General features: G+C 60.5%; 11 protein-coding genes. 9 read left to right on the top strand and 2 right to left on the bottom strand.

Annotated features, from left to right (window positions below):
- Positions 1–4 precede the first annotated feature (4 nt).
- From dusB to hflX, 8 genes are all read left to right on the top strand, one after another.
- Positions 5–1021 carry a tRNA dihydrouridine synthase DusB gene (gene dusB / locus RHIBUN_RS0107080; protein WP_084659661.1) on the top strand — a complete coding sequence of 339 codons (1017 nt, stop codon included), beginning with the start codon at positions 5–7 and terminating at the stop codon, positions 1019–1021.
- On the top strand, positions 1018–2172 hold the full coding sequence (locus tag RHIBUN_RS0107075; protein ID WP_018858795.1) for a nitrogen regulation protein NR(II): 1155 nt from the start codon (positions 1018–1020) through the stop codon (positions 2170–2172). The genes dusB and RHIBUN_RS0107075 overlap by 4 nt, the downstream gene beginning before the upstream one ends.
- Positions 2169–3620 carry a nitrogen regulation protein NR(I) gene (gene ntrC, locus RHIBUN_RS0107070; protein ID WP_025659013.1) on the top strand — a complete coding sequence of 484 codons (1452 nt, stop codon included), beginning with the start codon at positions 2169–2171 and terminating at the stop codon, positions 3618–3620. The genes RHIBUN_RS0107075 and ntrC overlap by 4 nt, the downstream gene beginning before the upstream one ends.
- A 190-nt stretch (positions 3621–3810) precedes the next feature.
- Positions 3811–6081, top strand: coding sequence for a PAS domain-containing sensor histidine kinase (locus RHIBUN_RS0107065; RefSeq protein ID WP_018858793.1), 2271 nt, complete (start codon positions 3811–3813; stop codon positions 6079–6081).
- Positions 6071–7435, top strand: a complete 1365-nt coding sequence (locus RHIBUN_RS0107060) for a sigma-54 dependent transcriptional regulator (RefSeq protein WP_025659012.1) — start codon at positions 6071–6073, stop codon at positions 7433–7435. Before RHIBUN_RS0107065 ends, RHIBUN_RS0107060 begins: the two co-directional genes overlap by 11 nt.
- A 63-nt stretch (positions 7436–7498) precedes the next feature.
- The gene (locus tag RHIBUN_RS0107055; RefSeq protein WP_025659011.1) at positions 7499–8362 is read left to right on the top strand and encodes a D-amino-acid transaminase; all 864 of its coding nucleotides are present in this window, start codon (positions 7499–7501) and stop codon (positions 8360–8362) included.
- A 110-nt stretch (positions 8363–8472) separates the two neighbouring features.
- The gene (gene hfq / locus RHIBUN_RS0107050; protein ID WP_003539403.1) at positions 8473–8715 is read left to right on the top strand and encodes an RNA chaperone Hfq; all 243 of its coding nucleotides are present in this window, start codon (positions 8473–8475) and stop codon (positions 8713–8715) included.
- A 77-nt stretch (positions 8716–8792) separates the two neighbouring features.
- The gene (hflX, locus tag RHIBUN_RS0107045) at positions 8793–10127 is read left to right on the top strand and encodes a GTPase HflX (protein ID WP_025659010.1); all 1335 of its coding nucleotides are present in this window, start codon (positions 8793–8795) and stop codon (positions 10125–10127) included.
- A gap of 63 nt (positions 10128–10190) precedes the next feature.
- Here the strand turns inward: hflX and mazG are convergent, their stop codons facing one another.
- Positions 10191–11024 carry a nucleoside triphosphate pyrophosphohydrolase gene (gene mazG / locus RHIBUN_RS0107040; protein WP_025659009.1) on the bottom strand — a complete coding sequence of 278 codons (834 nt, stop codon included), beginning with the start codon at positions 11022–11024 and terminating at the stop codon, positions 10191–10193.
- A gap of 6 nt (positions 11025–11030) precedes the next feature.
- Positions 11031–11618, bottom strand: coding sequence for a nucleoside deaminase (locus RHIBUN_RS0107035; RefSeq protein ID WP_025659008.1), 588 nt, complete (start codon positions 11616–11618; stop codon positions 11031–11033).
- A gap of 262 nt (positions 11619–11880) precedes the next feature.
- Here RHIBUN_RS0107035 and cysG point away from each other — a divergent pair, with 262 nt between their 5' ends.
- Positions 11881–13317 (top strand): siroheme synthase CysG, encoded by a 1437-nt coding sequence (cysG, locus tag RHIBUN_RS0107030; protein ID WP_025659007.1) that lies wholly within the window; start codon positions 11881–11883, stop codon positions 13315–13317.
- Position 13318 lies beyond the last annotated feature (1 nt).

Raw genomic sequence — 13318 nt, 5'->3', positions numbered from 1 at the left:
GTGCCTGAAAGATAATCAATTGTTGAGCTTCGACCTCGCATCACCTTTGCGGATTGGACCTGTGGAAGTCAGGAACCGTGTTGTGCTGGCGCCTATGTCTGGCGTGACGGACATGCCGTTCCGGCAACTGGCGTGGCGCCATGGCGCAGGGCTTGTGGTCACCGAAATGGTAGCAAGCCGCGAACTGGTCAACAGCACTGCCGAATCATGGGCACGCCTCGAAAGCGCGGGGTTTGAGCCCCACATGGTTCAGCTCGCTGGCCGTGAAGCCCATTGGATGGCGGAGGCCGCGAAGATCGCTGCCGACCATGGCGCCGACATCATCGATATCAACATGGGATGCCCCGCCAAGAAAGTGATTGGCGGTTACTCCGGCTCCGCCTTGATGCGCGATCCCGATCACGCCCTCAGCCTCATCGATGCGACAGTCAAGGCCGTCAGCGTTCCCGTGACCCTGAAGATGCGGCTCGGTTGGGACGAGAATTCGATCAATGCGCCCGAGATTGCGCGCCGCGCCGAAGAGGCTGGCGTTCAGCTTATTACGATTCATGGCCGCACGCGCATGCAGTTTTACGAGGGTCGGGCAGACTGGGATGCGATCCGCGCGGTTCGCGATGCCATTACCGTACCCTTGGTTGCAAACGGCGATGTCGAAACCGTCGAGGATGCACATGAGATTCTGCGTCGCTCGGGAGCCGATGCCGTCATGATCGGTAGGGGCTGCCAGGGCAGGCCGTGGCACGCCGGCGTATTGGCTGGGCAACCGGCGCCCGAAGTGTGGGAAGTCCCCGACATTGCGACCGAGCACTACAGAATGATGCTCGAATTTTACGGTGAGGCAGTCGCCGTTCGCCATGCAAGGAAGCACCTTGGCTGGTATCTCGACCGTTTTGCGCCTGGTCTTGCAGCGCAGGAAAAGGCCGCGATCATGACAGCGCGGGAGCCCGACGACGTAGCTGCAAGGTTTTATAATGCATTTATGGCTGCGGCATCGAACACGCAGACCCGGGAGGCTGCATGACGAATGACGTGCCATCGTCGATCGACAACGGCGGTAGCGCAGTTGCGATCGCTGTGCTCAACGCGATCCAGAATCCGGTCGTGATGGTCAACGAGGCTGGCCTCGTCGCCTTCGCAAATTGGGAAGCGGAAGCCTTCTTCGGTGCCAGCGCCGCCCACCTCGCGCGGTACAAGATCTCGACCTTTATCCCATTTGGCAGTCCGCTGCTGGCCTTGATCGACCAGGTTCGCGAACGGCGAGCACCGATCAACGAGTATCGCGTCGACTTGAGCTCGCCGCGCCTCGGACAGGACAAGCTTGTCGACTTGTATGTTGCCCCTGTCGTCAGCGATCCAGGCTCCGTCGTGATCGTGTTCCAAGAGCGGTCGATGGCGGACAAGATCGACCGGCAGCTGACGCATCGTGCGGCGGCCCGCTCGGTCACGGGGCTTGCCTCCATGCTGGCGCATGAGATCAAGAATCCGCTTTCCGGTATTCGCGGTGCAGCGCAGCTGCTAGAGCAATCGGTCGTCGACGACGACCGCGCATTGACGCGGCTGATCTGCGACGAAACGGACCGCATCGTCTCGCTCGTGGACCGCATGGAAGTCTTCTCGGACGAACGCCCCGTTGATCGGATGCCGGTCAATATCCACTCCGTTCTCGATCACGTGAAGGCCGTGGCGAAGGCGGGATTTGCGCGGCACCTCCGGATCACCGAGAACTACGACCCGTCGTTGCCGTCGGTCTACGCGAACCGCGATCAGCTTGTTCAGGTGTTCCTCAATCTCGTAAAGAATGCCGCCGAAGCCGTCGGCGATCGCCCGGATGGCGAGATCGTTTTGACGACGGCTTACCGCTCCGGCATTCGTCTGTCGGTCGCCGGCACGCGCGAAAAGATTTCGCTGCCGCTGGAGTTTTGTGTTCAGGACAACGGTCCGGGCGTGCCGGCGGACCTTCTGCCGCATCTGTTTGATCCGTTCATTACGACCAAGACGAACGGCAGCGGCCTTGGCCTCGCGCTCGTCGCTAAGATTATTGGGGACCACGGCGGCATTATTGAATGCGACAGCCAGACCAACCGCACGACATTCCGCGTCTTGATGCCGGCCTCCAAGGACGCATCGGTGGACGACGCAACGACCATAACTCCCACAGGACCTACTCGATGACAGCAACGATCCTCGTCGCGGATGATGATGCGGCAATTCGTACCGTGCTTAATCAGGCTCTGAGCCGCGCCGGCTATGACGTGCGAATTACCTCCAACGCCGCCACGCTCTGGCGTTGGGTGTCGGCAGGCGAGGGCGATCTTGTCGTAACCGATGTTGTGATGCCGGATGAAAATGCGTTCGATCTCCTGCCGCGCATCAAGAAGGCCCGCCCGGATCTCCCCGTGCTTGTCATGAGCGCCCAGAACACCTTCATGACGGCGATCAAGGCTTCCGAAAAGGGCGCCTACGATTACCTGCCAAAACCATTCGACTTGACGGAACTGATCGGCATCATCGGCCGTGCGCTGGCCGAGCCGAAGCGCAGGCCAGCCAAGCTTGACGAGGACATGCAGGACGGAATGCCGCTTGTCGGCCGTTCGGCCGCGATGCAGGAAATCTATCGCGTCCTTGCGCGCCTGATGCAGACCGATCTGACGCTGATGATCACCGGCGAGTCCGGTACCGGCAAGGAACTGGTGGCGAGGGCGCTCCATGACTACGGCAAGCGCCGCAACGGGCCGTTTGTCGCGATCAACATGGCGGCGATCCCGCGCGATCTGATCGAATCCGAGCTCTTCGGCCACGAGAAGGGTGCGTTCACCGGCGCTCAGACGCGTTCGACCGGTCGCTTCGAGCAGGCCGAAGGCGGCACGCTTTTCCTCGACGAAATTGGTGATATGCCGATGGATGCCCAGACGCGCCTCCTGCGCGTCTTGCAGCAAGGCGAGTACACCACTGTCGGTGGCCGCACACCGATCCGCACCGACGTTCGGATCGTCGCGGCGACCAACAAGGATCTGAAGCAGGCGATCAATCAGGGACTTTTCCGCGAGGATCTCTACTATCGCCTAAACGTCGTTCCGCTGCGTCTGCCGCCGTTGCGTGATCGTGCGGAGGATATCCCGGATCTTGTGCGCCACTTCGTCCAGCAGGCGGAAAAGGAAGGCCTTGGCTCCAAGCGCTTCGATCAGGAGGCGCTCGATCTGATGAAAGCCTACGCCTGGCCGGGCAACGTGCGCGAGCTCGAGAACCTCATTCGCCGGCTGATGGCGCTTTATCCACAGGATGTGATCACCCGCGAAATCATCGAAGCCGAGCTTCGGTCCGATGTGCCGGATAGCCCGATCGACAAGGGGCCGATGCGTAACGGCAACATGACTATCGCCCAGGCTGTCGAAGAAAATATGCGCACATACTTCGCCGGTTTCGGCGACGGCCTGCCGCCACCGGGGCTTTACGATCGTGTATTGACGGAAATGGAGTATCCGCTGATTCTGGCCGCACTGACGGCGACGCGCGGCAACCAGATCAAGGCGGCTGACCTTTTGGGGTTGAACCGCAATACGCTGCGCAAGAAGATCAGAGAGCTTGGCGTATCGGTGTACAGAAGCTCCCGCACTGCTTGACAATGTGACTGGCGACGTTGCATTTTCGCCACAATGCGTTGCTTAGAAGTCACGCATGGGGTTCGGGTTTTCGGAGCTGTCCAAGAGAGTAGCGGCACTTGCCGTTGCATCGATGGGGCAGGCTGGCGGCTTCCGCCCTGGTCCGCGGGAGCGGCGGAGGCGATTGCCTGCCGCCAGGAGAAACAAGCGAATGGAACAGGATGCAATGCCGCCTGCGGCGGAAGGCGAAGCTGTCACGGCCGTGACCGATCGCCGTGCCCTGTTTGCGCTGCCGGGCCTGATCCTTGCCGGTGGTGCGCTTCTCTGCGCCACGCTGACGCTCTTCGTGCTGCTCGGGCTGACCCCGATCGCGCCGACTTACCATGTCGTCGTCACCTCCGTTGTGGTGAACTCGTTCTTCGTGTTGGGTCTGATGGCCCTGATCGCACGCGAGGTCTCCCGCCTGCTCAAGGCGCGGAAACGCGGGCGAGCGGCGGCGCGCCTTCATATCCGCATCGTTGTGCTCTTCTCAATCGTCGCGATCACCCCGGCGATCCTTGTTGCGATTTTCGCCAGTATTACGCTGAATGCCGGCCTCGACCGGTGGTTTGCGCTCCGCACGCAATCGATCGTCAGTTCCTCCCGAAACATCGGGCAGGCCTACATGATGGAGAATGCGAGCTACCTGCAGGGCCAGACTGTCTCGATGGCGAATGACCTCGAGCGCAACAGGGCTCTGTTCAATCTTGATCGCACGGGCTTTTCCGATTTGATGACGCGGCAGGCGCGCGGGCGCGGGCTACTCGGTGCTTTCCTTGTCCAGTCTGACGGCTCGGTGATCACCCAGGCTGACATCAAGACCGAGAAGCCGTTGCCGGCAATTCCGCAGGATGCGTTGAACAAGGCCGCGGCCGGCCAGCCGACCTTGATTCCGCCGGGCATAACCAACTTGGTGGGCGCCATCATCAAGCTCGATGCGATTGACGGCGCGTTCCTCTACACGGTCCGTGCGGTCGATCCCAAGGTCATGGGCGCAATGCGTCTCATGGAGGAGAACGCCACAGAATACAAATCCATGGAGGCAGGGCGCTTCTCGCTGCAGATCGCCTTCGCGGTTCTCTACATCGGCTTTGCCCTTATCGTTTTGCTGGCCGCCATCTGGACGGCAATTGCCGTGGCTGACCGGATCGTGCGTCCGATCCGTCTGCTAATTACGGCGGCGGACAGCGTGGCCTCCGGCAACATGGACATTGTCGTGCCTGTCCATTCCGTGGACGGCGACGTTGCCAACCTCTCGCGGACCTTCAACAAGATGATCTCGGAAATTCGTACACAGCGCGACGAGATCCTGGAGGCCAAGGATGAGGTGGACGACCGCCGTCGTTTCATCGAAGCGGTTCTATCCGGCGTGACCGCCGCGGTCATCGGTGTCGAGCACGACCGCAGGGTCACCATCGTCAACAGTTCCGCAGAAGCGCTTATGGCATTGCCGGCGTCGGACATGCTCGGCAAGCAACTCTCCGAGATTGCGCCCGAAGTCGACCAGGTACTGACGGAAGCCGCCTCCCGCTATCGTGGCGATTTCCGCAAGCAGATTGCCCTCGTGCGAGCTGGCACCGTGCGGACGCTGAGCGTCCAGGTGACGCGCGAGGAAGTGCGTGACATGAGCGAATCCTATGTCATCACGCTCGATGACATCACCGACCTCGTCATCGCACAGCGCTCGACGGCATGGGGCGACGTCGCCCGCCGCATCGCTCATGAAATCAAGAATCCGTTGACGCCGATTCAGTTGTCTGCAGAACGCATCCAGCGCCGCTACGGCAAGCAGATCAACCAGGATGACCGCAGTGTCTTCGACCAGTGCACGGAGACCATCATCCGGCAAGTGGGTGACATTGGCCGCATGGTGGATGAGTTCTCGTCGTTTGCCCGGATGCCGAAGCCGATCAAGGAGCCGAGCGATCTCCGCAAGATCCTGCATGATGCGGTGTTCCTGCGCGAGATGGGCAACAGTCACGTGAGCTTCCAGCAGGAACTTGGCGACCAGCCGCTGGAAGGGCTGTTCGACAGCCGCATGCTCGGTCAGGCATTCGGCAATCTGATCAAGAATTCCGTGGAGGCGATTGAAGCCGTGCCGAGCGGAGAGCGCGACGAGCGCAAGATCCTCGTTCGTGCCTCGCTCGATCCGGCGCGGGATCGCTTCACCGTCGATGTGATCGACAACGGTCGCGGCCTGCCGGTCGAGAACCGCCACAGCATTCTGGAACCCTATACGACGATGCGCGAGAAGGGCACCGGACTTGGCCTGGCGATCGTAAAGAAGATTATTGAGGAACATGGTGGGCAGCTCGAATTGCATGATGCGCCCGCTGATTTCGACCAGGGAAGAGGGGCCATGATCCGCGTGCATCTGCCACGTCTGGAAACTGCACCTTCTGCTCCGGCCGCAAGTGACAAGGAAAGTGTTTATGGCCTCTGATATTCTGGTCGTCGACGACGAGCACGACATCCGCGAGATCGTCTCCGGTATCCTGTCTGACGAAGGACATGAGACCCGTACAGCACATGACAGCGACAGTGCGCTGGCCGCGATCTCCGATCGTGCGCCGCGGCTGATCTTCCTCGACATCTGGATGCAGGGCAGCAAGCTCGACGGTCTGTCGCTTCTGGACGAGATCAAGACGCGCCACCCGGACATCCCTGTCGTCATGATCTCGGGTCACGGCAACATCGAGACGGCTGTTTCCGCCATCAAGCGGGGCGCGTTCGACTTCATCGAAAAGCCATTCAAGGCCGATCGACTGATCCTGATCGCGGAGCGCGCGCTAGAGAATTCGAAGCTGAAGCGCGAAGTATCCGAACTCAAGCGCAAGGCTGGCGATCCGGTCGAACTTATCGGTACCTCCGTTGCCGTCTCGCAGCTCCGCCAGACGATCGAGAAGGTATCGCCGACCAACAGCCGCATCATGATCCTTGGCTCGTCGGGTTCCGGCAAGGAGCTTGTGGCCCGTATGATCCACAAGAAGTCGACGCGCGCGAATGGTCCCTTCGTGGCACTGAATGCCGCCAATATCACGCCTGATCGCATGGAGATTGCGCTGTTCGGTACGGAAGGGTCGCCTGGCCAGGCGCGCAAGATCGGCGCGCTGGAAGAGGCACACCGTGGCATTCTCTACCTCGACGAAGTCGGCGAAATGCCGCGCGAGACGCAGAACAAGATCCTCCGCGTTCTTGTCGATCAGCAGTTCGAGCGCGTGGGGGGCTCCAAGCGGGTGAAGGTCGATGTGCGCATCATCTCGTCGACGGCCTACAATCTCGAGACCCGCATCGCCGAGGGTTGGTTCCGCGAAGATCTCTATCATCGCCTTGCCGTGGTGCCCGTGCGCGTACCGGCACTCGCCGAACGGCGCGAAGACATTCCGTTCCTGGTCGATCAGCTGATGCGGCAGATTTCCGAACAGGCCGGCATCCGTCCCCGCCGCATTGGCGACGACGCGATGGCCGTGCTACAGGCCCATGATTGGCCGGGCAATATCCGCCAACTGCGGAACAACATCGAGCGGCTGATGATCCTTGCCCGTTCCGACGGTCCGGATGCGCCGATCACTGCCGAGATGCTGCCGACTGACCTTGGCGACATGTTGCCAAAGGTTTCGGCCAAGAACGACTATCACATCATGACGCTGCCGCTTCGCGAGGCACGAGAGATGTTCGAGAAGGACTACCTGATCGCGCAGATCAATCGCTTTGGCGGCAATATCTCGCGCACCGCGGAGTTTGTCGGCATGGAGCGCTCGGCGCTTCACCGCAAGTTGAAGTCGCTCGGCGTCTGAGACACGGGCGGCGCTGCGGCGCCGTCCTAATTCTCTCTGCTACAACTCCCGCACAGGTTCACCATGCCCAGAATAGCCTATGTGAACGGCCGCTATGTCACGCACTCGAATGCCATGGTCCATATCGAGGATAGAGGCTATCAGTTCGCGGATGGCGTCTATGAAGTCTGTGAAATCAGGCATGGCTATATCGTTGATCTTACACGCCATCTGAACAGGCTGGACCGATCGCTTGGTGAGTTGCGTATTGCCTGGCCAATGAGCCGCAACGCGCTGACCCGTGTCATTCGCGAAACGCTGCGGCGCAATCGCGTCCGCAACGGTCTCTTTTACCTGCAGATCACCCGTGGGGTTGCACGGCGCGATCACGTGTTTCCCGCAGAAGGAACGCTGCCCTCGCTGGTCATCACCGCAAAGAGCACCGATCCTTCGATCATCGCGAGGAAGAACGCGACAGGCATCAAGGCGATCACCGTGCCCGACAATCGCTGGGACCGTGTCGATATCAAGTCCGTCGGTCTCTTGCCGAACGCCATGGCGCGCCAGCACGCGAAGGAAGCGGGTGCGCAGGAGGCAATCTTTGTAGACGCCGATGGCATGGTGAAAGAGGGAGCGGCGACCAATGTCTGGATCGTCGACCGCGACGGCACTCTCATCACGCGTCCGGCCGAACATGGCATCCTGCGCGGCATTACCCGCACGACGCTGATCGATGTCGGCGCCAAGCTGGGCCTGAAGATCGAGGAGCGGAAATTCTCGGTCGCGGAGATGCTTGCGGCGCGTGAGGTGTTCATCACGGCGGCCACGAGCATCTGCTTTCCGGTTGTGTCGATCGATGGCCAGCCGATCGCAAATGGCCATCCAGGCAGCGTCTCCCAGAAAATTAGGGAGGCCTTTTTCGACGTTGCGGAAAAGATTGCGATTTGATACCAAGACTTTCTGGGCAGATGGGATGAGGGTTGTCGGCTGCCTGCAGGCGAGGTTGATTAGTATTTCACCGGCGGAATGAAGCCGGCAATAAAGAAAGAAGCGGCGCGATGGCGGAACGTTCTCAGAATCTGCAGGACTTATTTCTCAATACTGTACGCAAACAAAAGATTTCACTGACAATCTTCTTGATCAATGGCGTGAAGCTGACCGGAGTTGTCACCTCGTTCGACAATTTTTGCGTTCTGCTTCGCCGTGACGGCCATTCGCAACTCGTGTATAAACACGCAATCTCGACCATCATGCCCGGCCAGCCGATGCAGATGTTCGAAAGCGAAGAAGCTGCTTCCTAACGGGACCTGCAATTATCTCGACACGCGATACCAAAAACGATTCGATAATCCCGGAAGCAGCCAAGCACCGGGATGATATGCGCGCGACCGTCGTCGTGCCCGTGCTCAAGCAGGGGCGCGCCGGACGCAGTGCGGGCGATGCTGCGCCTGTGGTCACCCGCACGCCCGAGAGCCGCCTGGAAGAGGCGACCGGTCTTGCGCAGGCGATCGACCTCGATGTGGTGAATGGCACGATCGTCACCGTCAGCGATCCGCGACCCGCAACATTGATGGGCACGGGCAAGATCGAAGAGATCAAGGCGACGTTGGATGCGAATGATTCCGGTCTCGTGATCGTCGACCATCCGCTGACACCGGTACAGCAGCGCAATCTCGAGAAGGAATGGAACGCCAAGGTCATCGACCGCACCGGCCTCATCCTCGAGATCTTCGGCCGTCGTGCTTCCACCAAGGAAGGCACGCTGCAGGTCGATCTAGCTCATCTGAACTATCAGAAGGGCCGTCTGGTTCGCAGCTGGACCCACCTTGAGCGTCAGCGCGGCGGTGGCGGCTTCATGGGTGGTCCCGGTGAAACCCAGATCGAAGCCGACCGTCGCTTGCTGCAGGACCGCATCGTCAAGCTTGAGCGTGAGCTGGAACAGGTGGTTCGCACCCGCCAGCTGCATCGCGCCAAGCGCAAGAAGGTGCCGCATCCGATCGTGGCGCTTGTCGGCTATACCAACGCCGGCAAGTCGACACTGTTCAACCGGATCACCGGGGCAGGCGTGCTGGCCGAAGATATGCTGTTCGCAACGCTCGATCCGACGCTGCGCCGAATGAAGTTGCCACATGGCCGCACGGTGATCCTCTCAGACACCGTCGGTTTCATCTCGGACCTTCCGACCCACCTCGTCGCCGCTTTCCGCGCTACGCTGGAAGAGGTGCTGGAAGCCGACCTGATCCTTCATGTCCGCGACATGTTCGACGTCGACAATCAGGCGCAGAGTGCCGACGTGCTCCGCATCCTGAAGGACCTCGGCATCGACGAGGAAGAGGGCGACAAGCGCATCATCGAAGTCTGGAACAAGATCGATCGCCTTGAGCCGGAAGCGCACGATGCCATCGTCCAGAAGGCGAGCGGTGCCGAGAACGTCGTCGCCCTATCCGCAATCAGCGGCGAGGGTATCGATACGCTGATGGGAGAGATCAGCCGCAGACTGTCAGGCGTGCTGACCGAAGCGACTGTCCGCTTGCCTGTCGACAAGTTGGCGCTGCTGCCTTGGCTCTACGATCATGCGATCGTCGATAACCGCGAGGACAACGAGGACGGGTCGATCACGCTCGATGTACGTCTCTCGGAAACCGAAGCGGTCGAACTGGAGCGCCGCCTGGGCAACGGGCCGAAAGCCGCGAAAGAGGATTGGGAACGCTAGAGCTTCCTGCAGCGGGCTTCGCCTTACGCCGGATTGGGCCTCACGCAAGGTAAGGATGTCGGCTCAGCCCAGTTGCCGCTCGATAGCCTTTGCCGCCTGCCAGATTTCTTCCATCCGCTGCAGACTCGCCGCTTCCAAAGTTTCGCCTTCCGTGTCAAGAACGGCTTCAATATGACTGAAACGTCTACGAAATTTTGTATTCGTTCCGCGCAAGGAATCTTCCGGGTCAGCCTTTACATGCCTGCCGATATTGACCACGGCGAAGATGAGGTCGCCGAGCTCATCACTGACCTTTGCTTGATCGCCTTCCGCTAAGGCGACACGCAACTCGCCGATTTCCTCCTCGATTTTGTCGAGGATCGGTTCGGGCGCTGACCAATCGAAGCCCACCTTTGCAGCGCGTTCCTGCAGCTTCAGCGCCTCTGTCAGGGCAGGGAAGCTCCGCTGGACCGATCCGAGGAACCCCACCTTGAAATCCTCGCTGACGCCGCCCTTGGCTCGCCGTTCGGCGCGCTCGCGCTTTTCTGCCTGCTTGATGTCGTCCCACTGCTTCTTCACCGCATCGGGCGTGTCGGCATCAGAACGGGCGAAGACATGCGGATGGCGGCGGATCATCTTGCGGGTGATTGCCTCAACGACGTCGCCAAAGGAGAATTCTCCCGCTTCCTCGGCCATGCGCGCATGGAACACGACCTGCAGCAGCAGGTCGCCCAACTCCTCGCAGAGGTCGTCCATGTCATTGCGCTCGATTGCGTCGGAGACTTCATAGGCCTCCTCGATCGTGTAGGGCTTTATCGTCTCGAACGTTTGGACGATGTCCCAGGGGCAGCCGGTTGCTGGATTGCGCAGCGCGGCCATGATCTCGATCAGGCGCGAAATGTCTTTTGAGGCTTCCATGGTCACTCAGTTCAGTGGAATGTCGTTGTCGCTCTTCGACGCCTGGTAGCTTTCCGAGAGCGCATCGTACCGCGCCTTGATGCGCGCAGTCTGTGTTTTCAGTTCGGCCTTCAAATGCTCTTCTTCGGTCTCGACGAGATCGGCAATGGCAAAGCTGTTCCAGAATGCATTGCTGCGCCTGTAGCCACCCGGTTCCAGACCGAAAACCTCCTTCAGGATCTTCAGGTCGTGAGGAATGGCGAAGGCGTCGCGCGAGTCCTCGTGGCTGAAGAAATAGTAGAAATTGTCGAACCCGGCCCAGGTGATCGCCGACATGCACATGGTGCAGGGTTCGTGCGTCGACAGAAAGATGAGATCCTTGGTGGCTTGCTTCTCGCCCAGTTCGTACAAGCGCTTCAGCGTGTGCACCTCGCCATGCCACAGCGGATTTTCAAGCTCGTTGTTGGTCTCGGCGATGACGAGCGAGAGGTCGGACTTGCGCAGGATCGCAGCGCCGAACACCTTGTTGCCGGCAGCGACGCCGCGTTCGGTCATCGGCAGGATGTCCTGTTCCATGACGTTGAGCAGGCGGGCGGCGATGGTCTGGTCGGACATGGCTTTCTCCTTGGTAGCCGCACTCTACCGGTAGCGGCAGGCGAGGCAAATGCCGATTTCGACGGGGAGCGGGATTTGTCACAGTCTTTCTGCTGCGCTGCGGCAGACGCAGGTGTGTCCGCTGCGCCGCACCGGTGACTTTTACTCAAATCATTGAGAGAGCGAGTAAAAGAATACGTGCGCGCGCGGGCATTGGAATTTCTGTTTCTTCATTTGCCTGGGCAGAGAGTGCATATTCCGGCAACTTCGAAATGGATTGATGATGTCTCCCAAGACTGAACAACTGTCGGTATTTCCTGCCTTCTTTCGCGTCGAGGGTAGGATCGCGGCCGTCTTCGGCAATGGCGACGAGGCTTTCGCCAAGGTTCGCTTGCTGCTGAACACGCAGGCACGGGTTGTTGCCTATACCGATCATCCTGAGGCCGATTACCACGCCTATCTGATCGCCAATCGGATTGAGACGGTGCGCGCAGTTTTTGTGGACGAGCAAGTCCGTGGGGCAACACTCGTCTTTGCTGCGACCGGAGACGCGGTGCAGGATCGCGCCATCGTTGAGGCCGCGCGCGCCGAAAAGGTGCCCGCCAACGCCGTCGATCAGTCTGACTACTGCGATTTCTTCACGCCTGCTCTTGTCAATCGCGCGCCGGTCGCTGTCGCTATCGGCACCGAAGGTGCCGGGCCGGTGCTCGCACAGATGATCCGTGCACAGGTCGATCAAATTCTTGCACCGTCGCTGGGCCGGCTGGCCGATCTTGCCATCGGCTATCGAAAGACTGTCGAGCATCTCGTGCCGAAGGGCGCTGCGCGTCGCCTGTTCTGGCGGCGTTTCTTCTCCGGCGCGGTCGCCGATGCTGTCGCCAGCGAGAACCTGCCGCAGGCGCGTCGTGCAGCCAACAGCATGTTGCAGTCCGCTGAGAAGGTCGAGGGGCACATCTGGCTCGTCGGCGCCGGGCCGGGTGCTGCGGACCTGCTGACGCTGCGCGCCCAGCGCGTGATGATGGAGGCCGATGTCATCGTCTATGATGCCCTCGTGCCGCAGGAAATCGTCGACATGGGCCGCCGCGACGCCGAGCGCCTGTCGGTCGGCAAGCGCAAGGGATGCCATTCGAAGTCGCAGGAAGAGATCAACGATCTGCTCGTATATCTCGGTCGCGAAGGCAAGCGCGTGGTTCGCCTGAAGTCCGGCGATCCGCTGGTCTACGGCCGGGCAGGTGAGGAAATGGCGGCGCTGCGGGCTACGGGCATTTCCTATGAAGTGGTCCCCGGCATCACCTCGGCCTTCGCCGCCGCCGCCGATTTCGAGTTACCGCTGACGTTGCGTGGCGTGGCATCTTCGCTGGTCTTTACGACCGGCCACGATCTGACGGGTGATGTCCTGCCGGATTGGGCAAGCCTCGCCGTCTCAGGCGCAACGATCGCCGTATATATGGGGCGCACCGTCGCCGCTTCCGTCGCCGAGCGCCTGATGCAGGCTGGCCTTCCGGCAGAAACCACTGTCGCCGTCATCGAGAATGCCAGCCGTCCCAATCGCCGGCTGTTGCATGGGATTCTGCGGGATCTTCCTGATCTGCAGCACCGTGACGAGTTGACCGGCCCCGTTATGGTCATTATCGGCGATGCTGTAGCAGGCGCCAATTTCGAACTGTCGGAACCGCTCGTGCGCGAACGCGCCCGGTCCGAGGAATTTGCAAGGAGCTGAA

The organism is Rhizobium sp. IBUN (assembly GCF_000510625.1).
In the GTDB taxonomy this organism is placed as follows: Bacteria; Pseudomonadota; Alphaproteobacteria; order Rhizobiales; family Rhizobiaceae; genus Rhizobium; species Rhizobium altiplani.
The sequence above is the reverse complement of the archived record's forward strand: the minus strand, read 5'-3'. Positions and strand labels throughout refer to the sequence as shown.